This is a genomic window from Candidatus Litorirhabdus singularis (genome assembly GCF_026262625.1).
GTDB lineage: Bacteria > Pseudomonadota > Gammaproteobacteria > Pseudomonadales > Halieaceae > Litorirhabdus > Litorirhabdus singularis.
In genome coordinates, this window is the sequence record NZ_SHNN01000001.1 from 1,230,825 (window position 1) to 1,253,321 (window position 22,497).

A 22,497-nucleotide genomic window follows, 5' to 3' on the forward strand; every position below is an offset into this window, starting at 1 on the left:
GCAGCAGAGTGTTCATTGGGCTAAATAGTCGCTGGCCAGCTGCACCGCCGGCAACAGACTAAGGCTCAGCGCCAGTTGCAGGGTTGGCGTCAGCACTGCCTGCCAGCTTTGATGAGGCAACGCGCGAATGACTGCGGCGCTCATCAGGGCCAAACAACTGAAGCCCGTCATCGAGACCATGATTCCTCCCAGAAACGCCAGCGAGGTGGCATCCATGAGCCAAAGTATACTGTGAATAGGCAGCGGTACCAGTATTAGCCAGCTAGCTACAAAGAGGTTGGCCCAGCGGTCTGTGCAGGCCGGCAGGGCCGGTAGTATCAAAGCCAGCAGTAAACCCTGTAGAGCCAGCAGCGCAACAGCGGCGGTGTTGTGCAGCAACGGCTGCTCGGTGGCTGACAGTCCTGGCGCCAGCGAGCCCAGCAGCCAGAGGCTCCAGACCAGCAGCGCAGCAACCATTAATAGTCCGGACAGACGCAGGTTCATATTGTGGGTCCTGCGGCTATTGCAGGGCTTCGCAGCAGCAGCCAGTGCCTGTTGGGCTCTTCTGCTGGAAGGTTAATCAATAGTGCCAACGGAGTATTTGCCAGGCGCTGATGCATCATTTGCAATAGTGGACGTGCCCCGGCTATGCCGCTGCTGTTGCCAATTTGCCATTCCGCACCGGGGGCTAGCGCCGGTATTGCAAAGAATTCCTGATTCCACCAGAGCACGGCTGCCGGTAGAGTCTCGCTACTGTGATTGACCAGATAAGGCCGCGCCGCGCGCATACCCAGCTCCAGTTGCGGGTCGATAAAGCGGTAGCGCTGATAACTCAGCTGCTGTCGCGAGAACAGCTGGGTGGCTAGCTCCAGGGCCATGCCGTTAGCGCCGATAGCAATGGTGGTTACGCTGGCGTTAGCCGATATTGCCTGCGGTGCTGTTGTGGGTTCTAGCAGAGCCTGTTGTCCGCGCCAGCGTCCGCGGCCAGCCAAGTCCAGTATGCGGGTGGTCTGAGCGACTGGATCATTGATCTGCATTTCGCTCCAGCTCAGTGCGGTGCGTAAGGGTGGTCGTTGCCACCAGCCGCCTATAGCCAGTGCGGTGATTAATACTACCCAGCCCAGCAACCAGCGGCGTTGCGTCTTAAGCCCCAGCAGTACCAACAGCCCTAGCAGATAGCCGCCTAGCAGCAAACTCAGGGGAAGCATAGCCGGGTGCATTGGCGCTGAGTCTGCCGCCAGCCGTGCCAGCGCGTTGATGGCGTCGCGGCTCCAGGCCGGGCGGGGTGTCACGGTGTTACTGGCCTGCTGCCAATGGGTAAACGCTGCTACCGTTTTCCCTCCACAGCCAGCATAGCGTTGCAGCTCACCAGTTTGTGCGGTGCTGGTGTTGAGCAGATAGAGCCTGCCACAGGTGGCCACAAACTCACGCAGGGCCTGACGCTGCTCAGGTAGCAATTGATTTAGCGTGGCGCTATCAAGCACCAGTGTAGTTACGCCGGCGTAGCCCATAGCCAGATGTGGGAGAGAGTCTGGCGCGGTATGCAATAAGCCCTCCGGCGCGCTCAAAAGATACTCCTGTGCGGGCGCGCGTACCGCGCTCACACGCAATGGTCGGGTCGGTTCTATAAGTTGCAGACGCAGCTGTTGCCGGGACGCAGTCCCATCGGCGTAGGCAGCCGTGACAGTTATTGTGCCGCCGACGTCGGCCACGAACGGGAGTTGTAGCTTTATGGCTGCAGCGCCACTCAGCTCGATACTTTGTTCAAAACGGTGGCTGGCACTGGCGGTCGCGAGCTGTACTTTGCCTGCCGGATAGTTAGTCAGAAGCAGCTCAACTTCACTGCTGTGACCGATTCTGGCCAGTCCCTGCCACGCTGGCCACGCCTGCAGCTGTGGCTCTGCCAGTGCTGGTCCAGCCTGCAACAGCAGCGCGAGCAGCCAGATCAGCGAGTACCGCACCTCAGGTGGTTACTGGCGAATAACGTGGTTGAGCGCAATCACTGACCAGGCGGTCACCAGCTCGGGTTTGTCTTCCCACCAGCGCCCCGAATAAGGGTTAACCCAGGAGCCGTCTTTAGCCTGCATGCTGAGCAGTTGCCGGGTCAGATCTTCACGCCAGTTATGTTTCACCCCTGCCGAGTCTACCAATAGTGGCTCACCGTAGGCGTACATAGCTTTAGCAAAGGCGTTGTAGTAGTAAAAGAGGCCACTGTTGTTGTCCACGCCTGGGTTGTTAGCAAGCGTGTAGTTATTACGAATCCAGTCATAGGCCGCCAGCACTCTGGGATCTTGCTTTTCAGCGCCTGCGAACAGCAGTCCAATAAGTCCCGCATGGGTCATGCCGCCATAGGATCCGGTACCTCCGTGGGGACTGTAGCCCGGCATATAGGTGAAGCCGCCATCGTTAGCTGCCCAGTCCTGGTCGTTGCTCTCACTGCGATTTTGCGAGCGACTCACAAACACCAGTGCGCGCTGCCAGACCGGGTCTTCAGGGTCCAGTGCAGTCGCCCGCAGGCCTTCCAGCGCAAGGTATTGATTGGACAGGTCGGGGCGTTCGTCGCCACCGTAACCGATGCCGCCGTAGAACTTATGATCGGGCTCGTAGCCCTCGCTTTGCTCCAGTTGCAAGGATTGCAGATACCTCTGCGCGGCTTTGATAATCGGTTCATATTTGGGGTTGCCGGTCGCCTGCAGTGCGACAAGTGCGACGGCGGTGTTGTAGCCGCTGTTCTGTCCGCTTTCGCTAATCGAACCGTTGTCATTGACGTGGCTGAGCAGGAATCCTATCGGGCGTGTGATAAAGGCGCCGTCGCTCTCGTCATAACCGCGCCTGTTTTCCAGAAAGGCTCTTGTCGCCAATGCGGTAATGCCAACCGAGTGCATCCACGAGCCATCGTCCTGCTGTTGATTGCGTAAAAAGCGCAGTCCGGCATCTGCGGAGCGCTTGGCTTTTTCCAGCAATTCCGCGTCTATAGGTGCCTGGGCAAAAGCGCTGGCGCTGATGACCCATAGACCAGCGACTATTCCCAGTAATCTGCTTCTGCGTTTCATCAGTGTGTCTCCGGGGGTATGGCGGGTGCCGGTTTCGGGGTGCGCAGACAGATGCTGCGAGTATGAATCATAAGGCCGCCATAGAGTGCCAGCAATAACACCAACGGCGGGTAAGTGACAGGCATAGCAGCCAGTTCGGAGTAGCGGTAGGACCAGCTGCTGCGCATAAAATCAATATCAGCCAGTCCTGCCAGCAGGCTCAACGGGCTGATGAAGAGTGCTATCGCGCCCATGTTCTCGCTGCCGCTAGCCGCCAGCGGACCCAGCCACAGCGGCGCCAGCATCAATATCAGCGTGGTGATGGTTACAGCTGCTGCCGCCAGGCTGGCGGACAGCTGCTGTCGCAGCTGCAGTGCCTGCTGCGCAAGGCTACTCAGTATCACTAATATGGCAATACCCGCGCATAGCAGCCACAGGGATGCACTGACCACTGCGTTTAGGGAGGTTAACAGCGGTACGCTGCACAGGAATGCCAGACCCGCTGCCAAGCCTTGCCCCAGCGCCGCTAGCGCGGGTGCCGGTGTTGATAGCGGCGTCTGTTGAGCCATAGCTAACGGCCCCAGCAACTGGGCCAGCAACACGGTAATCGCAGCCCACACTAGCTGCTGCTGGCTGCCGAACAAATCATTGTCCGGCAGCGCCAGCATCGTGACTGCTGTCAGTAAAGTCAGTGCTAGCCACATTTTCAAGAGTGATGCCATGTGCCCTCGCTGCCTATAAAGTAACGCCATAACAACCAGCATAACACTGGCAACAACATCGGTAGCACCAGACCAGGACCCGCCAGTTGCTGCGCCAGCTGGTATTCGCCTATTAGTGCCAGCGCCATGGCATAGCAGCCATTACCCAGTAGGCAGGGCGGCAGAAATACGCGGAATGGCACGCGGCTGGCGCCGGCCATAAAGGTCATCGCCTCTGCCAAAACCGGCACCGGCCGGCTTAGAAATAACAGCACGCCAGTGGGGCGCTCCGGTAGGGATTGAGAGAATCGCTGTGGCCACAGGCGGCCGATGCCATAACCCAGGCAATGGCCGATCATCAGGCCGCACCATATCCATAGTAGTGAGGGTAGCCAGCCGAGTCTGGCGCCAAGTAGGGTGCCTACAATACTGGAGGGGACGGGTAGCAAGATGTCACCAGCTAACAGCAGCATACCGGCCGCGGCGAACTGCGTGGCACTGCTGTCAGCAGCCGACAGCCAGCGTTCTCCCGGCATCTCTCCCACCGCGATAAACGGGATGATGGGTATGAGCAGGGAGAGCAGGCAGATGACTGTCACGCGTCCCCAGGTTTGCATTGCAGTCTCCAATCAAGAGTTTCAATTGTAGTGGCTGCCGTCGTACGAGACAAACGGCAGCAGTCTGGGTGTATGGAATCACCCTGCCAAGCGTGACATCATGAGATTCTCTTAAAGCGACCATGGGACTGTCAGGTAATGGAATCTGTCGCAACGCTTGCAACACCGGTTGCAGATGCAACGCGCATCATGCAACTGTCCACCGCCTACTGGGATTCACAGATACTGCTGACGGCGAATAGGGTAGGTTTATTTGGCGCTATTGAGGAAGGTGCAGATACAACCTCCGCAATAGCCACGGCGCTGGAATTCGCCGAGCGGCCAACCCGGCTGTTACTCAAGGCTCTGGTGAGTCTGGGGTTGCTTTCGGAGCAGGCGGGCCGCTTCAGCAATACGCCGGCGGGCAAGGCGCTGCTGGTGCCCGGTGGTGGTGCCTTCATGGGTAATTCGTTTCGCTACAGCGATGATCTCTATAACACCTGGGGTTTGTTGGAGCAGGCGCTGCGCGACGATACGCCGCAGCTACCACCGGCGCAGTATCTGGGGGATGACGCCGAGCGTACCCGGCACTTTGTTTATGCCATGCATGACCGGGCGTTAGGCACCGCCAGCACTCTGGTAGACCTGGTGGATCTTACGGGTCGTCGCACCCTGCTGGATGTGGGCGGCGGTCCTGGTACCTATTCCGCACTCTTCTGCCGTCGTTATCCTGAGTTGTCTTCGCAGGTGTTAGATCTGCCCGGTGTGACGGCTATTGCCGAGGAAATTGTCGCCGGCATGCAAGTAGGCGAGCGGGTCGGTTTTATCGCTGGCGACTACTTTGTCGAGGATTGGCCGGGTGATCGTGACGTGGTAATGATTTCTGGAGTATTTCATCGTGAAACGGCAGCTAGCTGTCAGCAGTTGATTGCCCGTGCTCATGCCAGTCTGGCCCCCGGTGGGCTGCTGGTGATAGCCGATGTTATGACCGATAGCAGTGGCAGTGCGCCCAGCATGGCAGCTTTGTTTGGATTGAATATGCTGTTAACCGCCGCCGATGGGGGTGTCCATGCGGATGCGGATATAGCCAGTTGGATGGCAGATGCAGGTCTGGGCCAACTGGAGACACAGATCTTTCCGCCGCCCATGCCGCATAGGGTAGTGACTGGAGTGAAATTGTGAAGCAGCTGGCGCTAGTGCTGATGTTAGTACTGGTCTCAGGACCGATCACAGCGGCGGCGCCTGAGGTAAAAAGTGCCGCTGCGCCCATCGACCTGGGGGATGGGCGGCTGCAGGTTGGTGCCATTATTATCGATCAAGCCAAGCAGACGTTTACGACACCGGGCGTGACGCTGCGGCGGGCTGACCCTATCGAGTTCATAGCGGTCACGCAGGGCGGCCACAAAAGCTATGAAAGCATCGTAGAGCTGGAGACCAATGCCCACGATTTCAACCTGGCCTGCATTTTGATTGGTTTGGATAACAGCCGCGCGACCCGTCCGCAACGGCACTTTGACCCGGCGCCGGTGCGCGGTAATCCGGTCGATATCAGCATCAGTTGGCAGCAACAGGGTGCAACTCGCACCGTGGCAGCAGCAGATTTGTTGAGTGTCGATGGCAAGCCGGTCACCTCCCACCGCTGGCGCTATAACGGGTCCTGGTTTGGTCCTGGCGGTCGTTACAAGGCCGAGGAATTCGGCACGCTGGTAGGCTTTGTGCATGATGAGGACAGCATTATTCACCATCGCGAGGGGTTGGGGCTGGATAACTATGGTGGGGTCAAGTTGAATGAGGCATTGGCGCCTCCACAGGGAGCGTCGGTACTGCTAACGATTAGTCGTCCTGTATCAGGCGGGGCTCCTTGATTTAAAGGCTTGAACGTTAGCGAGTACAAGTAATTCGGCAGGCAAAGTGTCAGCAAATTTTACACTTGGCGTTTTCATGATTTTGCTCGAGATTATAACCCCATGATAATTATGGATAATAAATATTTTGGCGCGTTTTTTGCTTAATCTCCTATACTCAAAGAAACACGCATCAGTTAAATGCCGGGTTTGGTTCCGGCATTGGAGGAAGACCCGCATGAATTTAGCTATTGTGAAAAAGACTATCGTCGGTTCGTTGGCGCTCGGCCTGTTTGGCCTCGCCACCTCGGCCCAGGCGCTGATGCTGAGCATTTCACCAGCCTCGCAGGTCCGTATGCCCGGGGATTTAGTCTCTGTGGATATTCTGGCCTCGGATTTGGGGGTAGCTGTGATCGGCGATTTTGACTTTGATATCGGCTATGATTCGGCCGCTCTTTCTTTTAGTAGCTATAGCCTTGGGGCAGGCTTGGGTGCGCCAGGAGCCCTGGGGGACTGCATCGATCCATTCAGCGACTCGGTTGATTGTAGTCAGGGGGATTTCGGTGGCGCCGTCAATTTGGCCCAGTTCAGTTATCTGAGCTCAGCGGCGCTGGACGCGCTGCAGGGTGATCCGTTGGTGTTGGCGACTTTGAACTTTGTTGTTGATGTGCTGGCCCCAGGCGATTTCACCACGATCACTTTCGATACCGTTTGGGCCTTGGGTAATGGGCTAGGATTCACGCCCGTGCCATATGATGGCACCAGCAACGGCATTATCCGCAATGTTCCCCTGCCTGCCACCGCCTTCCTGATGCTGGCTGGCCTGGCTGCTATGCGCAGCCAACGCCGCCGCTGAGTCAATCTCCTGTTAACGCGCGTCAGGCTTGACGCGCGGTCTCTCTGCTAGATTTACTTATTCCACCGCAAGTCGCAGGCTCCGCTAAAATGCGTAGTTGAACCGCAGTCCATAGGTGCGGGGGTCGGTCAACGTCACTGTGGCCAGGTGATTGACCGGGCTCGGCCGCCCTTGAAACACTATTTCACGGTCATCGGTAATATTCTTCACCCAGGCGGTGAGGGTCCAGGGACCGTCCTGCGGACGCATCACCAGGTTGGCATCAAAGCGATCCCAGGCATCTATCTCATCGTAGTCGGCGCGGTTGAACGGTTCCATGTATTGCTTGCCGGTGTACATGTAACTGCCGGTAAGAGCCCAGTTGAGCTGCGCCAGTTCCCAGTTCACGGTCGCGTTTAACGATACCTTATGGTCCGGTGTCAGCGGGAATTGGTTGCCGTTGAGGTTCTGCTCGTCTGCGCACAGCGGGTCACTGGCATTCCCCTCCAACAAAGGACCCAGCGAGCAAGCCACGGCGTCCTTGCTATAAAAGTCGCCGTATTCCGATTGGTTGTAGGAGTAAGTGCCGCTCAGCAGCAGATGGTCTCCGACCAGTCCGGTAGCCTCCGCCTCGATGCCGTAAATGGTGGCCTCGGGAGCGTTGACAAAGGAGTTAAGGGTAATGCCGTTAACGACATCGCGCTTGAGCACGTGCAAGTCAGTGTAGTCGTAATAAAACGCTGCCGTGCTTACCTGCAGTCGGCTCTCCATCAGGCTGGCCTTGTAGCCGATTTCATAGGAAATCAGGCTCTCAGGTTCAACCTGATCAACGTCGGTGCTGGCGGTAGGTTTCATGAAGTTGAAGCCACCGGCACGATAGCCGCTGGCAACGAAAGCGTAAACCATGCCGTTGTCGCTCAGTGTGTGATCCACCGCGAGACGCCAGGTCACATCGTCCCAATCGTCATCAATTTCACGGTCGATATAGCCATCCGTGCCCACCTCGCCAACGAACTGGGCGAAGGTGCGATCACTGCCTTCCTTCTTGTCGGTGGAGTAGCGCAACCCCAGGGTAAACGTAGTGTCATCTGAGTATTCCCAGTCGCCCTGTCCGTAAACCGCCCATGATGTGGTCTCGACTTTAGCGCGGCCCTCATACAGGCGGTTGCTGTCACTGACTGGAGCGCCGCCCAATAAGGCCGCACCAAAGAACCGGTAAACATCCATCAGGTCCTGGTTTTCTTCGGTGAAAGTCAGGTACTGATCTTCCTTGCTGTGGTAGTAATACACCCCGGCAATGAAATTGAGGGGGCCGTCTGATTCAGAGTGCAATTGCAGGTCATGGGATTGGAATTCAGCATTCTGGGAAACGATCAGATTCTGGAACGAGGGGGTCCGCTCGATTCCTGTAAAGACCGATACCGGGACGCCGTTTGCATAGATCTTGCTCCAATCCAGACCCGAAAGGCGCGCCACCGAATGATCTGAATCGTAGCTCGGTTGAAAGTCATAGTCGGCGTAGCCGGCGATCCAGCGCACCAGGTAACCGTCGAGACTGATATCGTTGGTCATAATCAGACCGTTGGCCTCGGTGCTGGATTCGGGCATCGAGTCGATACGTACTTCCTGATCATTGGTGGCCCCCGGGTTCTCCATAAGGTAACCCTGATGCGGGTTGGCAAAACTTTGGCCGGGATAGATGCCAGGTAAATTCAGTGGCGCACCGGTGTCCTGGTCGTTAACCAGTTCAATATATTCGCGGTCATACGGGTCCGGGCGATTGGAATTATTGGACGGGGTATTGTTTTGTTCGAAGCGATGGCCTTTGAGGGTGGTGGTCCAGTTGTCATTCCAGTTGTAGCGCAGAATCAGGTTGACGTAACGGCGGTCCAGATCGTCCAGGTCCTGACCATTCTCCAGATTTTCGGTAAATCCGTCGCGCTTGATGGATGACACCGCCAGCAGTGCCGAAAAATCCTCGGTGATCGGGCCGCTGACCAGGCCCTGGGCCACCTGGTAACCATAGTTGCCGAGCTCGATATTGACATCGCCGCTGAGTTCATCAGTGGGCATCTTGCTGATTAGATTAATGGCGCCGCCAATGCTGTTGCGGCCATACAGCGTGCCTTGCGGGCCTCGCAGTACCTCTACCCGCTCGATATCGAACAGGTTTGACCAGTCCATAATGCCGATTTCGGTCTGGTAAAAACCGTCCCAGTAAATGCCGATGCCGGGGTCGGAGCCCACCGCAAGATTGGGTCTGCCGACGCCCCGCAGGCTTACCCTGTAGCTGGTTACCGACAGCGAGGGAGTGCGGCCAACCAGATCCCAAGCGTTGTCTATGCCGAGCAAGTCGCGGGTGTTGGAATCAAAAGCACTGACAGCCGCCGGCGTTTCCAGCAAATTGGTTTCACGTTTGTTGGCGGTGACAATGACTTCTTCGAGGGCCGTAATAGATTGCGCGTATAGCGGTATAGATGCGGCCGTGGTGATCGCCAGCACGGCGAGGGGGAGCTGCTTCATAGGGGAGTTGCCTCCGGTCAGTTTAGTTATTGTTATAATTTCTTGTTACTGAATATGGCGCTATCTGGGCTAAACCGCAACCACTTATTGGTAGGCAGGTATTTCCGGCGCTGGATTTGCGAACCCCTGACTGTAGCGAAGTAACTCAGTACAGCTCGTCGCGATAGTTGTCTTCCAATGCGGTCTCGATATCGGAGTAGGCGCTTTCGTCAGCATCAAACTGTTTTACCATAGCGCTCACCATCGGAGATTTTGTGCTCGCCTCCTGCCAGTGCTCCGGCTGCCACAGTTTGCTGCGGATCATGGCTTTACCGCAGTGAAAGAAGCACTCACTGACGTCGATAGTGGTGCACAGTGTGGCCGGCTTGCCTTGGGCTGCCAGTTGTTCCAGCAGCGCCGGATCGTTACTCAATGTGGCAGTACCTTTAACTCGCAGAGTCTCCCTGAGATGCGGGACGACGAAAATCATTCCGATATGATGATTGTTGAGAATATTGCGAAAACCATAGGTCAGTTTATTGCCGGGGCGGTCTGGCAGCAGCAGTTTACCGGTGTCGGTAGCCTTCACGAACCCTGGTGAATCTCCCTTGGGCGAAACGTCCATGCGTCCGGCGCTGTCCAGGGTCGACAGAAATATCAAAGGCGAGCGCTGAATGAATTCCAGCATGGCTTCATCGAGGGAGTTGCGAACTTTCTGGGCAATGAATTCCAGCGGCGTGCCAAGAGTGTCTTCCAGTTGCTGGACACTGGTTATCTGATAGTTGTCAGCCATAATCGTTCTCCTTGTGGTTATGGTTATAGCACGGATCTGTCACGCGAACGCGGCGCACTCACATAACCCTTGTGTTTACAGTCAGCAAACGCTGCAATAGCGGCCATGCTAACTGATCCTCTATTTTACCTCACCGCTATTCCGGCGGTGCTGCTCTATGGGATAGCCAAAGGCGGCTTTGCCGGTCCAGCGGCCGTGATGGCGGTACCTATCATGGCACTGTTCATGTCGCCGACGCAGGCTGCCGCCATCTTGTTGCCGATTCTGGTGGTGATGGATGCTCAGGTCGTGCGCACCTACTGGGGGCACTTTGACCGCCGGGCGCTGCGTATCTTGTTGCCCGGTGCCATGGTGGGTATTGCGCTGGGATACTTGAGCGTGGGCTATATGAATGACGACCATATACGGGTGGTGATTGGGGTGCTTGCCACGGCCTTTGGTCTGCAGACCCTGTTTGGCCTGCGCGCTCTGAGCGGCTCTGAACACAACCCGGTGACCGGCTCGTTATTCGGCACCCTGGCCGGATTTACCAGCTTTAGCATCCACGCTGGTGGTCCACCAGTAGCTATGTATTTATTGCCCAAAGGTTTGTCGCCGCTGCTGTTTGCCGGTACGTCGGGTATGTTTTTTGCCGTGGTAAACGTCGTTAAGTTGTTCCCTTACTATGCGCTGGACCAGTTGCAGCTGGGTAATCTGACTCTGTCGCTGGTGCTGATGCCGCTGGCTCCGCTGGGCGTGGCCATGGGGCATTTTCTGGTGCAACGCACAGACCCGACGCTGTATTACCGGATTATCAGTTTTTTATTGGTCTTGGTCGGACTGCGCCTACTGACCCAGGGACTAGGCTAGGCCTGCTTCAGATCTGGCCCGTAGTCATTGTCTCCCGGTTCGCCGTCCAGGCAATGGAACACAAGCAATACCAAAGTCCCCAGAATTGGTAGCAGGCTGATCAGTAACCACCAACCGCTGCGGCCAATATCGTGCAGGCGTCTGACAGATACCGCGACCGATGGTATGAGTACGGCCAGACTGTAGAGGAAACCTATTGAGCCCTGAGTCCCAATGGCGCTTTCCAGCAAGCTGATGCCAATGATGACGAACACGTTAATGAGTACGAACATCCAGTACTCGGTGCGGTGCGCACGGCCTTCAAAAACTGCATAGTTTTCCAGAACGCGAATATACCATTCCATGACTTTTCTCCACCGGTTGTCGGGTTCCAGTGTAACCGCGCTTGCCTAAATAAAAAATGCGGTCGATACTAAATAACACGGTGCTGCTATGGATAGGGGCGCGGCCGATAATATCGCCTATAGGGTGCTATATTTGGCCTCTGACGAGTCCCGTTACACCCACGGGGCAGAAATGGTAAGTGATAACGCATTTACGGCGGGCTAATGGCTACATTACTAGCAAAAATACAGATACATCCGGGTAAAGAAGCAGAGTTTGAGGATGTCATGGCGTTCATGTATCGCCAGACTCACGACACCGAAACTGGTGTCATGCGCTATGAATACTGGCGCGGACACGAGCCGGGCTTTTACTACTGTTTACTGTCCTTTGTGGACAATTTGACCTTTTGGCGGCATCAGGCCAGTGATCACCATGAAGGTGAAATGCAGCGCTTTGCAGCCTGTATTGCAGCGCTCGATCTTGAGTTGGTGGACCCGGTTAGCGAGTCTTCACCACTGCCCGCGGCAGCTGAGCAGGACGTGCCAGCTGATGAGCCTGAAGCCGTGCGGGAGCAGCAGGCGCTGTATCCGCTAAGCCTTGAGCAATGGTGGTTGTTGCTGCGCGGCAAGGCTTAGGCTTACCGGTCGGGTGCCGTCCAATCTGGCGGCACTTCAGCATTTAGCGTGCCTTCACCTGGTGTGACAAACAACATGCTGGTTGCACTGTGCGGACGGGCAGTGTGCCAGGCACCCTTGGGCACGACCACATACTCTCCCGGTGTATTAATGCGCACAACGCGTTCAACGCCTGCCTGCCATAACACCATATCGGTGTCCCCGGCGAGCAGATAGACGAATTCGTCACCGTTGGGGTGCATCTCCCAGGTCGGCCACGGCTGGTCGAAACTGAACTCAGAGATCAACGACTGGTGCGTGAATTGCCCCAGTTCCTGGTAAAAAGTTGGGCTGTCTGGTTTGGTTGTGCCAGAGCCATCAGCGCCCATGATGTAGCGCACCTGATTAAGACTGTGGGGACCGGGTTGTGGCGACATGGCTGTGTCCCTGCTTGAGTATTCTTTCAAGCATAGGTGGCGATGACTGGCTGCGCCAGTCGCTGCTTCGATAAGGCGGCCAAGAGCTGTGTTAAGGCCCCCTTGTGTTCTGCTAGCGCTCGCTACGAATGGTTTCCAACTGACCAGCGCCGTTGAAACGTAACTGGACAGCTTTTTTACCTATCTGGTAAACCCAGGTGTGGCCCATACGACTGGCAGGCTCTCCGCACTTTTTTAGTACCTCATACTTGGTGGCACCAGAGCGCTCGCCATCCTGAATCAGGTAGTTGCCGCAGCGAATGGTCTCGGCGCTGGCACCATGAGACAGCAGCAAGCCGCTTGCCAGTGCAAAACTTAATAGTCGCTTCGTCATTACTTGCCTCCCAGGGTGTACTTGAGATCCAGTAGCAGCGCGATGCCGGAATCTACGCCAATAACACTACCATTGCTGATACCGTCAAGCATATGCCGCAGCGGTGAGCGCATGATGAGAGGGCTGGAACCTTTGATGCCTTTCAGGCGACCGGTGCCAGCAGTGAGTCTGAATTCGCCGCGACAAGCGCCGATTACGCCATTGCAGTCAAATTCAGCAAAGGCAGAGTCGTCGGCCGATTGAATGATCATGCAATTGCCGGAGCCATGGGTTGTTTCAGAACCGTCTTTGACTACTTGCTTGAAAGAGCATTCAACGAAGGCCTCGTCGAGTGCGCCGCTGGAGCTCTCGATATACATAATGCCTTCCAGGGCTCCCTGAAACTCAATCTGGTCCGGGGTGGTGCGAAATACCCGACCCTCGGCAGACCAGGCGATAGCTGCACCGGCCTCCATTTGGTTTTCGGCGGCTAGTGCGCCGTGGCTCAGCATCAGTATGACTAAGCTGAGTCCATACAGTAGTGGCTTCATAAGTTCCCTCGGTAGAATCTGCGCATCAATTATTAGCTTACGTTATAGGAGAACGGAAACAGGCGTCAAGCTGCAGAATTACCGGTTTGTGCGCGTGCTGCCAACACCTGGTAGCCTTGCCCGCGGCACTTGTTTATCTTATCAACGGGCTAATACTAGAGAAGTTTGCTGACGGTTTTCGAGGCAGAAATTTCGCCTTGGTCAAAGTAGGCATCGTGATTTTGCTCGATCTTATCGAGATCGTAGAGATAGTTGACCATAATGCCGGCAGACTGCTGCTTGCCCTTGGTGCTCAGATCTGCGCCCCAGTTGAGGCGGTGCAGGCGCGCGCCGTTACCGAGGTGAAAACGCGCCACCGGGTCGGCCGCCGCGGCACCCGTCGCTTTAGCGTTAATCAGGTAGTGGGCGCACAGTTTAATCAGCGCATCACGTACTTCTGCGGTAACTACGCCGGTGATAGGTTCGCACACCTGCTGGGCCAGGTCCTCTGACACCAGCTCGGTCAAGTCGGCGCCTGTGAGCCAACGTCGAAAACCAGGTACCGGTGATAAGGTGACGAAAGTCTTCAGTCCCGGCAGCGTCTGCTGCAGCTCGGCTACTACCTGCTTGATGAGGAAGTTGCCGAAGGAGACTCCGGCCAGACCCGGGTGACAATTGCTGATCGAATAGAAAACCACCGTATCTGCAGCCTCGCTGGCTACGGGTTCGCGCTGTTGATCGAGTAACGGTGCAATGGCTTCGGGTGTGCCTTGGGTCAAGGCGACTTCAACGAACACCAAAGGATCATCTGGCAAGGCTGGATGAAAAAAGGCAAAGCAGGAGCGATCACTGTGCAGACGGCTGCGCAGGTCGTCCCAGCCGCTGATAGCGTGTACCGCCTCATAGTTAATAATGCGCTCCAGCACCAGTGCCGGAGAGTTCCAGTCGATTCTGCGGAGTTCCAGAAAACCCTGATTAAACCAGGAGATAAACAGGTGCTTGAGATCCGCGTCCACCGCACGCAACGAGGGGTCTTCGCGCAGTTTACCCAGCAGTTGTCCGCGTAGACGGACCAGCAGACTGGTGCCGCCTGGCGCCATATTAAGACGGCGAAACAGCTTTTCACGGGGTGCCTCTGCTGCCCGCTTTAGTGTCGCCAAGGTATCGAAATCGGGTGCTTCGCTATAGCTTTTCGCGCTGGCGAGAATGTGCTCTGGCACCACGTCAAAGTCCAGCGCCAGAGATTGGAAAAAGTCATCCATATCCGCCTGGGCGAGTGTTTCGAGGCGCTCGCAGATTTCGCTGGCCAAGGCCAGGCCTGAGGCTTCTCCGCGGTGCTCCAGCAAGTCGTGGCACAGAGTGAGCAGTTCGCCTGAGCTGGCCTGCTGCGTCTGCCGACGCTTTGCCAGTATCCCGCGTCCGGCATCGACGACAGAGCCGATCATGCGGCCGAAATTGGCGGTGTGTTGGCTGAGTTGCTGCTGGGGCGTCATGCGGCGTGCTCGTGATTATTGATGGCTTACTATATCGGCAAAGGCCGTTTGGGTCCCACTATGCGCGTCCGGAATTAGAACTGTATCGCAAAAATTCGATAGCTTGCTGCGGATACACGTCGCAGCGGCCACTGCGGGGGTGTCAGAGACATCACAGGCAAAGTCTTTTTGGCTCAGCGGTGCTGTTCAGTCGTCATTGGCGGATGTTTGCGGGTCCAGTTGATAGGACTCAAAGGCCTGCGCAAAATCCGGGTGCCAGCGCGAGAGCGGTGGCCGGTTGTGAATCAGATCGCCCACCGCCCAGGCCATACGCTTGTTGTCTGCGGCACGATCGACATCATTGTCGGGGCACAGGATGTAAAAGTCGCCTGCGTTGACGCCTTGCAGTAAAAAATCGACTACCTGAGCCGGCGACCAGGCCGCCGGTGGTTGCTCCGGCATAAAGCTGGCAATCATGCCGGTATAAGTGAAACCTGGCACTAACAGGTGCGCACTGATCTGGCAGTCCGCGGTATTGCGCAGTTCGTGCTGCAAGGCTTCAGTAAACGTTTTGATGCCGGCCTTGCTGACATTGTAGGCAGGGTTGCCCGGTGGACAGGTGATGCCTTGTTTGGAGCCGGTGTTGATAATGACGCCGGGCGTGGCTTGTGCCAGCATTGCTGCGCTAAAAGCCTGCGTGCCATTGATAACCCCCCACAGATTGACCTGCAGCACTCGCAGCCAGTTGTCGCGCTCGGTCCAGCAACCTGTGCTGGCACCCATGCCGGCATTGTTCATAAGTACGTCGACCTGACCGAACGCAGCGTATGCGCTGTCGCGCAGAGCTTCTACCTGTGCGATATCACTCACATCTGTTGCCACAGCGAGCGCACCGGGGATGGTCGCAGTCGCTGCCTCGAGCTTTGCCAGGTTGATATCCGCCATGCAAACGCGCATGCCCATACCCGCGTACTTTTTTGCCGCCGCTAAGCCGATGCCGTCGGCGGCGCCAGTGATAACCGCGACGTTGTTCTCTGCGAAAGCAGGGTGCTCCATGGTCTATATCCTCGTGGTGTCATTGGGGTATTGGATAGCGAGGCAGACGCGGCTACGGGCGCATAAACTGACCACCGTCTACGTTGAGAATATGTCCGGTTATCCAGCTGGCTTGCTCTGAGAGCAAGAACAGCGCTGCGTTGGCCATATCTTCCGGCTGTCCGAGTCGTTTAATAGGCATGCTCTTGAGCATTTCCTGGGCGTAATCACCGGCGTTGCGCTCCAGCGCGGGGGTATCGGTGGGGCCAGGGGCGATGGCGTTGATGCGAATTTTGCGCCACCCCAGTTCATTGGCGAGGGACTGGGTGATACCGTTCATGGTGAGCTTGGCAACTCCATAGAAACCAGTGCTCATCCAGGCCGCAGTTGAAGACTGATTGACGATGGCGCCGCCGCCCCCCGCGGTCATGTGTTCAACCACCGCCCGTGTCATAATCAGGCAGCCGTGAGCGTTGACGCGCATGAATTTTTCCAGGTAATCGAGGTCGACATTGAGGTAACCCTCAATCAGCATGTTGCCAAAGATTGCGGCATTGTTGATGAGGTAGTCAATGCGGCCAAACTTCGCCATGCAAGCTTCCGCGCAGGCATTGGCTGAGGCCTCGTCGGCGACGTCGGTTTGCACAAATAACGCCTGTTCACCAATCTCGTCTGCCACCCGCTGCCCGCCCGTCGCGTCAAGCTCTGCGATCACCACGTTCATGCCTTCCTCTGCGCAGCGCTTGGCATAGCCTTCGCCGATGCCGCCGCCAGCGCCCGTTACAATAACCGTCTTGCCGGTAAAATCCATGTGCTATTCCCCCTGGGGTAAAGAGCCCTGTTCTTCGGGCAGGTGTACTTCCATGCCTTCCATTTCCCAGCTCACCATTACCTGGCAGCCGAGACGGGAGGTGTCTTTTCTAAATTTTGCGGTATCCAGCATTGCCAGTTCGTTGGGCTGGGGCGGGTGTGTTTTGTCCTTCCAGTCCCCCTCGATATAACAATGGCAGGTGGCGCAGGAGCAAACGCCGCCGCACATGCCTTCGACGCCGGGCACCAGATTCATGGTGGCGCCTTCCATCAGCGTAGTCTGTTCATCCAACTCGACTTCATGGCGGGTGCCATCGGCTTCGACGTAAATGATATTGGGCATTGGTGTTCCTTATAGTTTGAGTTTGGGAATAGGCTGGTTGGGTCGAACTTCAAGCAAGTCTACCGCAACACCGGCCGGGTAGCTGAGACTGTAAACCACCGCATCTGCTACATGTTCCTGCTCCATACCAAAGTCCATGGTGGGGCCAGAGTTTTGCCAGGCGATTATCGCCTTGGTCACTCGCTCCATGTCCCAGCCGTCAGCGAAATTGGTGGCCGCGGCACCGGGTCGAATGCAGGTCACTCCGATACCGTCAGTTTGCAGTTCCAACCTCAGGTCGCGGGTGAAGCGCTCAACCGCAGCCTTGGTGGAGGCGTAGATCGACAGGTGATAAATCTCATCATAGTGCCAGGCGCTGGCGGAAGAAATATTGATGATGCGCGGATTTTCCTCGCCTCGCAGCAGCGGTATGGCCGCCTGGCAACACAGGACTGTGCCGACGAAGTTGGTATTGACCTGTAATAAAAGGTCATCATGGTCGAGGTCCTCAACGTTGCCGGGCCGAGCGAGACCGGCGTTATTGATCAAACCGTTGAAACTACCAAAGTGGCTTTTGGTGGTGTGCAGCGCCTCACGCATCTGCGCAGCGTTGGCCACATCACCGCTAATCGCCAGCACTCGATCACTGTTGATGGCGCCGGCCGCCGCCTGCAATACGTCGTCGTTGCGTGCCAGCATCGCCACGTTGGCGCCTTGCTCCAGCAGGGCCTTAACAATGGCCAGCCCAAAGCCCTTGGAGGCGCCGGTTACCGCATAGGTTTTACCCTGCAGTGAACTCATGCGCCAATCGCTATGGTTTTGGTTTCCAGATATTCCTCAAAACCTTCCGGCCCCATTTCGCGCCCAATACCGCTCTGCTTATAGCCGCCAAAAGGCGCGTCAGCCGCATAGTAGTTGCCGCCGTTCACCATCAGAGTGCCGGTGCGTATGCGCCTCGCCACTGCCAGCGCGCGCTCATCGCTGGCTGACTGCACGCCACCTGACAGGCCATAGGGAGAATCATTGGCAATGCGAATCGCATCTTCTTCGTCTTCATAGGTGATGACACACAATACCGGCCCAAAGATTTCTTCCTGAGCAATGGTCATGTCATTGGTGACGTCGACAAAGACCGTTGGCTCGATGTAATAGCCCTTGCTCAGGTGCGCTGGTGTGCCGCCACCCAATAGCAAACGTGCGCCCTCATTTTTGCCTCGCTCAATATAGGCCAGCACCCGCTCGTATTGACGCTGGTTGACCACGGGCCCCATGATCTGGTCTTCTGCTGCCGGATCCCCATACTGAATGAAGCCAAAGTAGGTCTTCAGTAGTTCCTCAACTTCTTGCTGTTTGGAACGTGGTACCAGCAATCGCGTCATAATGGCGCAGCCCTGACCGGCGTGGAAGCAGACCGCCAGGGACGACAGCAGTGCACTGCCCAGATCGGCATCGTCCAGAATGATATTGGCCGATTTGCCACCCAGTTCCAGAAACACTTTTTTAACGCTGTCGGCGGCCTGGCTCATAATGTGTTTCCCGACCGCGGTAGAGCCGGTGAAGGAAACCATGTCGACTCTGGGATCGGTGACCAGCTGTTCGCCGACCGCGACGGGGTCGGCCGCAGTAATGACATTGAAAACCCCGGCGGGAATATCCGTGTGCTCCTTGACCACGCGACCCAGCATGGTCGCTGACCAGGGTGTATCTGGCGCTGCTTTGAGTACTACGGTGCAACCCGCTGCCAGTGCCGGTACGCACTTGGCGAGGTTGATTTGTAGCGGCACGTTCCAGGGCGTCACCGCAGCGACAACACCAATCGCTTCTTTTTCTACCAGGCGTCGGCTGCGTTGCCCCAGTGGCTCGGCAATGCCCAGATCGCGTGACCATTGGAAGTCGGGTAATGTCTCCAGCGTGAAATCCATCATTGAGATAGGGACTTCGCACTGGGGGCCACTGCCACCACAAATGCCCATGGGTGCGCCAGTTTCGGCGGAAATCTGTTGTTTGAAATCGTCCTGCACCGCGCGTAGGCCGGCCTGCAACTGTTGCAGGCAGTGATGGCGAAAGGCATGGTTGGTTGACCAGTCGGTTTCATCAAAGGCACGTCGGGCAGCGGCTATTGCGCGTTCCATATCGGCAGTTCCGGCATCGGCCACCTCGCCGATTACGGCTTCGGTGGCGGGGTTGATGTTGGGATAGGTGGCGCCGGAGGCTGCTGTCACCAGCTCGCCGTCGATAAATAATCTTGTCTCGGGATTCATAACTAGGCCTTGTTCAGGAACAGGTTGTAGACATCGCCCTGTAGTTTTTCGGTATACGGTAAACTCACGCCCAGTGCTTTACCACTGTCTATGGCGCAACTTAGATCTTTTTCTCCCAACTTGCCAAAGGCACCAAAGAACTCTGCCATTTGCTCCTCGGTACAACTGGCCGACAGCGCGTTGCGGTTGGAGATAAAGCTGTGCATGTTTTCGTTGATGACGCCGTTGGATTTGCCCACTTCGCGCAGAATATCGGCGGAAAGTCCTGCCGCCTCGGCGAGCCGGGTGGCTTCGGACATGGCCATAAACTCGGCATAGGTAATCAGGTTGTTGCACAGTTTGAGCACAATGCCCGTGCCTATGTCGCCTGCGTGTACCACTTTGTCTGCTGAGGTATTGAAGACCTCCGTGGCCGCTGCCACTACCTCGGCATCGCCGCCGACCATATAGCATAGGGTTCCAGCCTCGGCGCCCTGTGCACCGCCAGTAATAGGGGCGTCAATGATGTGGATTCCATACTCCGCACCATCCGCAGCCCATTTGAGAATACCGGCCTGTGTGATGGTGCTGTGAATGGCAATGATACAGCCGACGTTGGCATTGGCCAGCAGACCCGCCTCGCCATACAGCAGCTCCTCGACCTGGTTGTCGTCACGTACGCAAATACCAATGTGGCTGCACTGCTGTGCCATGGTGGCGGGAGATTCACTGGCGATTGCGCCGAGTGCGACGAGCTCGTCGACGGCGGGTTGCATCAGGTCGTAGACGTAGGCATTAAAGGCGTCGCACACCAGATGTCTGGCGGAGGGTTTGCCGATATTGCCGAGTCCGATATAGCCCACATTTTTTTTATCTGCCATGGCGATCTCCTTCACGGGGCACCTGATGATATAGGCTGCCTCGCGAGTAAGTCAACATAGATTGACTACTAGACAATACGTGTTTACTATCTCTCCCTATGAGTAATCTGGCACAACAGAGGGTTGATTCGCGGGAGATTTGGGGTCGTTATCGCAGTAATCTGCCACGCCACTGTATTGGTGTGTCGCGCCACCTGCAGACCCACCTGATGCACGCGCTGCACCAGCAGTTTGGGCATACCGGACTGCGACTGGGTTTTGAACCCTTCATTGCTTTGATTGGAGCTGGCGGTGCCCGTCCCGGAGAGCTGGCGAACTTGCTGTGCATCAGTAAGCAGGCCTGCAATCAGACAATTAATCAGATTGAGCGTGCTGGCTACCTGCAGCGCCAGCCCGATCCGGCTGATGGCAGGGCAAGATTGGTGCTGTTGACTGATCGCGGGCTCCAGTTGCGCGCCCAGGGTGCGGAACTTATCGGTCGCTATGAAGCTGAATGTGGCCAATTGCTGGGGTCAGATCGATTTGATGAGTTGATGCTCTTGTTGCGAGATCTGTACGAGGGTCTGCAGTTACCCTCTGCCAGCCTGTCGTTAGGCGGCGCTGGTAGCGAAACAATCCTGGCGAAGTCGATAACAGCTGAGCCAATTCGGGCGGGAGAGATCGGTGCGCGTTTACCTCGAATTGCTGATTACATGATGCGGCGTTTGATGCAATTAACGATCGCGCGCGGTCATCCTGGACTCAAAATGTCGTTTGGGCAGGTGCTGAGCCTGATTGGACTGGAAGGCGGTAAAGTCGGGCAGATGGCGAGAGTCCAGCAAGTGAGCAAGCAGGCGATCAGTTCGGTGGCGGCGGAGCTTGAGCATTTGAATTATATAGAGCGGCACCCTGACCCCGCCGATGCACGCCAGCAGGTGTTGCAGTTCACCACCTTGGGTATGCAGCTGTTGGCCGATTCGGTGCAATCTGTAGTGCAACTGGAGCTCGAGCTGAGCCGCCTGCTAGGCGCCGACAGGCTGTCAAAACTGCAGCGTATACTGGCTGACCTCTATCAGGGTCTGCACCTGGAAGAAGAAATTTTCGGCCCTGCGGCAGACACAACTGCTGATCTCAGACTACTGGCCGCGCAGCTTGTTAAACAACTGGGTCCAGAGAATGCCGCCAGTCTGGCGAGCATGCTGAACCCGCAACAGGAGTTTATGAAATGACCTATGACTGGCAGGCAGGGTTGGTGTTTCTTGCTGTATTAATAGCCTTGACCAAAATCATCAAGTTCTTTGTATTCAAGGTGCCGGCGCTGGAGCAAGAGCGCCTGAAAAATATGGAAGTATGGAAGGAAAAGCGCAAACTGGACAAATATAAGAAGGTTATGCAGCAGACGCGCTCCGCCGGCATGTATACCAATCTGGTATTCATTCTGCTGGTGTGCCCGTTTTTTATTAACCTTGCGCCGCAACCGATCTGGAAGATTTTTCTCGATCTTTTTATCATCCTTATGGTCTACGATTTTGTTTACTACCTGACCCATCGCTTTGTGTTTCACGGGCAGGGCTTTTTTCGCAAGATCCATGCGGTGCATCACCAGGCCCGCGATGTCACATTTATTGATGCTCACTACGTGCATCCGCTGGAAACTTTTGTCGGTGTGTTCCTGTTCGTATCGACCATCCCCATGCTGACACTGGTGCTGGGCCCTTTTCACGCGGTGACAGTTGCGCTGGCGTTTTTGGTGTTCACCCAGCTGAATATTATTAATCACTGCAAGGTGGAGTTACCCTTCTTCCCATTCAAGACGGTTAGTTGGATTTCCGCGCGTCATAATGCTCACCATGAAAATATGCACAAGGGTAACTACGCCACCATCACCCTGCTCTACGACAAGGTGTTTGGCACGTTCTGCTAGGAGAGATCATGAGCCAGCTTGAAGCTAACAAAGAGTTTGTCCGTAACTTTCTCGACGCGATGAATCGCGGCGATGTTGAGGCTATCGTGGATGCCTACGCCGCGGACGGGTTCGTTTGGACGATGGGTAATACGCTAGCTTCCGGGCAGTATGACAAGCAGCAGATCAGCGAGTTTGCGGGCAGTATTTATGAATCCTTCCCAGCGGGTATCCGCTTTGACGTGCTAAACATGACGGCGGAGGATGATCGGGTTGCGGTGGAGGCTACCTCGGAGGGGGAGCATGTATCCGGTGTTCCCTACAGAAACCGCTATCACTTTCTGTTCACCCTGCGCGATGGCAAGCTCGCGTCGCTGAAAGAATATATGGACACCGAGTTGCTAACCGAGGTCATTTGCGGCGGTCAGCGACCCGGCTAGCCCAGCTCTGCTACATCTTTAAGC

The 22,497-nt window shown here is 56.2% G+C and carries 26 protein-coding genes; 8 read left to right on the forward strand and 18 right to left on the reverse strand.

The annotated features are described in order from the left end of the window. Positions 1-12: 12 nt before the first annotated feature. Genes EYC98_RS05465 through EYC98_RS05485 form a run of 5 tightly spaced genes read right to left on the reverse strand, consistent with a single transcriptional unit; the run spans position 13 to position 4,329 of the window. Positions 13-483: a hypothetical protein gene (locus tag EYC98_RS05465; protein ID WP_279244299.1), complete on the reverse strand. Its 471-nt coding sequence runs from the start codon at positions 481-483 to the stop codon at positions 13-15. Then, positions 480-1,940 carry a hypothetical protein gene (locus EYC98_RS05470; RefSeq protein WP_279244300.1) on the reverse strand — a complete coding sequence of 487 codons (1,461 nt, stop codon included), beginning with the start codon at positions 1,938-1,940 and terminating at the stop codon, positions 480-482. The genes EYC98_RS05465 and EYC98_RS05470 overlap by 4 nt, the downstream gene beginning before the upstream one ends. Positions 1,941-1,949: 9 nt before the next feature. Next, the gene (locus EYC98_RS05475; protein ID WP_279244301.1) at positions 1,950-3,032 is read right to left on the reverse strand and encodes a prenyltransferase/squalene oxidase repeat-containing protein; all 1,083 of its coding nucleotides are present in this window, start codon (positions 3,030-3,032) and stop codon (positions 1,950-1,952) included. Continuing rightward, the gene (locus tag EYC98_RS05480; RefSeq protein WP_279244302.1) at positions 3,032-3,733 is read right to left on the reverse strand and encodes a hypothetical protein; all 702 of its coding nucleotides are present in this window, start codon (positions 3,731-3,733) and stop codon (positions 3,032-3,034) included. The genes EYC98_RS05475 and EYC98_RS05480 overlap by 1 nt, the downstream gene beginning before the upstream one ends. Next, positions 3,718-4,329 carry a TVP38/TMEM64 family protein gene (locus tag EYC98_RS05485; RefSeq protein WP_279244303.1) on the reverse strand — a complete coding sequence of 204 codons (612 nt, stop codon included), beginning with the start codon at positions 4,327-4,329 and terminating at the stop codon, positions 3,718-3,720. Before EYC98_RS05485 ends, EYC98_RS05480 begins: the two co-directional genes overlap by 16 nt. Before the next feature lie 138 nt (positions 4,330-4,467). Here EYC98_RS05485 and EYC98_RS05490 point away from each other — a divergent pair, with 138 nt between their 5' ends. The 3 genes from EYC98_RS05490 (at position 4,468) to EYC98_RS05500 (ending at position 7,008) form a co-directional block, all read left to right on the forward strand. Further along, entirely contained in the window at positions 4,468-5,490 is a 1,023-nt protein-coding gene (locus EYC98_RS05490) for a methyltransferase (protein ID WP_279244304.1), read from the forward strand. Next, positions 5,487-6,173, forward strand: coding sequence for a YdjY domain-containing protein (locus EYC98_RS05495; protein WP_279244305.1), 687 nt, complete (start codon positions 5,487-5,489; stop codon positions 6,171-6,173). Before EYC98_RS05490 ends, EYC98_RS05495 begins: the two co-directional genes overlap by 4 nt. Positions 6,174-6,390: 217 nt before the next feature. Continuing rightward, positions 6,391-7,008, forward strand: coding sequence for a hypothetical protein (locus EYC98_RS05500; protein WP_279244306.1), 618 nt, complete (start codon positions 6,391-6,393; stop codon positions 7,006-7,008). An 84-nt stretch (positions 7,009-7,092) separates the two neighbouring features. Here EYC98_RS05500 and EYC98_RS05505 read toward each other — a convergent pair whose 3' ends face one another. Together EYC98_RS05505 and EYC98_RS05510 are read right to left on the reverse strand one after the other, a co-directional pair. Beyond that, positions 7,093-9,510: a TonB-dependent receptor gene (locus EYC98_RS05505; RefSeq protein WP_279244307.1), complete on the reverse strand. Its 2,418-nt coding sequence runs from the start codon at positions 9,508-9,510 to the stop codon at positions 7,093-7,095. 145 nt (positions 9,511-9,655) lie between these two features. Next, positions 9,656-10,282 carry an MSMEG_1061 family FMN-dependent PPOX-type flavoprotein gene (locus tag EYC98_RS05510; protein ID WP_279244308.1) on the reverse strand — a complete coding sequence of 209 codons (627 nt, stop codon included), beginning with the start codon at positions 10,280-10,282 and terminating at the stop codon, positions 9,656-9,658. Positions 10,283-10,387: 105 nt separating this feature from the next. Between EYC98_RS05510 and EYC98_RS05515 the strand changes: the two genes are divergently transcribed. Next, a complete protein-coding gene (locus tag EYC98_RS05515; RefSeq protein ID WP_279244309.1) occupies positions 10,388-11,131 on the forward strand; it encodes a sulfite exporter TauE/SafE family protein in 744 nt (247 codons plus the stop codon). Here EYC98_RS05515 and EYC98_RS05520 read toward each other — a convergent pair. Further along, complete coding sequence (locus EYC98_RS05520; RefSeq protein WP_279244310.1) at positions 11,128-11,475, reverse strand: DUF805 domain-containing protein; 348 nt, start codon at positions 11,473-11,475, stop codon at positions 11,128-11,130. The two genes, EYC98_RS05515 and EYC98_RS05520, sit on opposite strands and share 4 nt — an antisense overlap. Positions 11,476-11,679: 204 nt before the next feature. On the opposite strand from EYC98_RS05520, the gene EYC98_RS05525 reads away from it, so the two are divergent. Further along, complete coding sequence (locus EYC98_RS05525; RefSeq protein ID WP_279244311.1) at positions 11,680-12,093, forward strand: putative quinol monooxygenase; 414 nt, start codon at positions 11,680-11,682, stop codon at positions 12,091-12,093. 2 nt (positions 12,094-12,095) lie between these two features. On the opposite strand, the gene EYC98_RS05530 is transcribed toward EYC98_RS05525, so the two are convergent. The 10 genes from EYC98_RS05530 to EYC98_RS05575 all read right to left on the reverse strand — a co-directional run bounded on the left by EYC98_RS05530 (position 12,096) and on the right by EYC98_RS05575 (position 20,151). Next, positions 12,096-12,509, reverse strand: coding sequence for a cupin domain-containing protein (locus EYC98_RS05530; protein WP_279244312.1), 414 nt, complete (start codon positions 12,507-12,509; stop codon positions 12,096-12,098). Between the two features lie 112 nt (positions 12,510-12,621). Next, positions 12,622-12,882, reverse strand: coding sequence for a DUF2845 domain-containing protein (locus tag EYC98_RS05535; RefSeq protein ID WP_279244313.1), 261 nt, complete (start codon positions 12,880-12,882; stop codon positions 12,622-12,624). After that, complete coding sequence (locus EYC98_RS05540) at positions 12,882-13,412, reverse strand: hypothetical protein (protein WP_279244314.1); 531 nt, start codon at positions 13,410-13,412, stop codon at positions 12,882-12,884. The genes EYC98_RS05535 and EYC98_RS05540 overlap by 1 nt, the downstream gene beginning before the upstream one ends. Positions 13,413-13,567: 155 nt before the next feature. Continuing rightward, entirely contained in the window at positions 13,568-14,884 is a 1,317-nt protein-coding gene (locus EYC98_RS05545; RefSeq protein WP_279244315.1) for a malonyl-CoA decarboxylase domain-containing protein, read from the reverse strand. A gap of 186 nt (positions 14,885-15,070) precedes the next feature. Beyond that, entirely contained in the window at positions 15,071-15,919 is an 849-nt protein-coding gene (locus tag EYC98_RS05550) for an SDR family NAD(P)-dependent oxidoreductase (protein WP_279244316.1), read from the reverse strand. Between the two features lie 52 nt (positions 15,920-15,971). After that, entirely contained in the window at positions 15,972-16,709 is a 738-nt protein-coding gene (locus tag EYC98_RS05555; RefSeq protein WP_279244317.1) for an SDR family oxidoreductase, read from the reverse strand. A 3-nt stretch (positions 16,710-16,712) separates the two neighbouring features. Next, positions 16,713-17,051: a 2Fe-2S iron-sulfur cluster-binding family protein gene (locus tag EYC98_RS05560; RefSeq protein WP_279244318.1), complete on the reverse strand. Its 339-nt coding sequence runs from the start codon at positions 17,049-17,051 to the stop codon at positions 16,713-16,715. Positions 17,052-17,060: 9 nt separating this feature from the next. Beyond that, positions 17,061-17,831: an SDR family oxidoreductase gene (locus EYC98_RS05565; RefSeq protein WP_279244319.1), complete on the reverse strand. Its 771-nt coding sequence runs from the start codon at positions 17,829-17,831 to the stop codon at positions 17,061-17,063. Beyond that, a complete protein-coding gene (locus EYC98_RS05570; RefSeq protein WP_279244320.1) occupies positions 17,828-19,291 on the reverse strand; it encodes an aldehyde dehydrogenase family protein in 1,464 nt (487 codons plus the stop codon). Before EYC98_RS05570 ends, EYC98_RS05565 begins: the two co-directional genes overlap by 4 nt. 2 nt (positions 19,292-19,293) lie before the next feature. Next, a complete protein-coding gene (locus EYC98_RS05575; RefSeq protein WP_279244321.1) occupies positions 19,294-20,151 on the reverse strand; it encodes an NAD(P)-dependent oxidoreductase in 858 nt (285 codons plus the stop codon). A gap of 98 nt (positions 20,152-20,249) precedes the next feature. Between EYC98_RS05575 and EYC98_RS05580 the strand changes: the two genes are divergently transcribed. From EYC98_RS05580 to EYC98_RS05590, 3 genes are read left to right on the forward strand one after another with little or no spacing between them, the layout of a single operon-like run. Then, complete coding sequence (locus EYC98_RS05580; protein ID WP_279244322.1) at positions 20,250-21,359, forward strand: MarR family winged helix-turn-helix transcriptional regulator; 1,110 nt, start codon at positions 20,250-20,252, stop codon at positions 21,357-21,359. Continuing rightward, positions 21,356-22,054: a sterol desaturase family protein gene (locus EYC98_RS05585; protein WP_279244323.1), complete on the forward strand. Its 699-nt coding sequence runs from the start codon at positions 21,356-21,358 to the stop codon at positions 22,052-22,054. Before EYC98_RS05580 ends, EYC98_RS05585 begins: the two co-directional genes overlap by 4 nt. Before the next feature lie 8 nt (positions 22,055-22,062). Continuing rightward, positions 22,063-22,473 (forward strand): nuclear transport factor 2 family protein, encoded by a 411-nt coding sequence (locus tag EYC98_RS05590; protein ID WP_279244324.1) that lies wholly within the window; start codon positions 22,063-22,065, stop codon positions 22,471-22,473. The last annotated feature ends 24 nt before the right edge of the window (positions 22,474-22,497 follow it).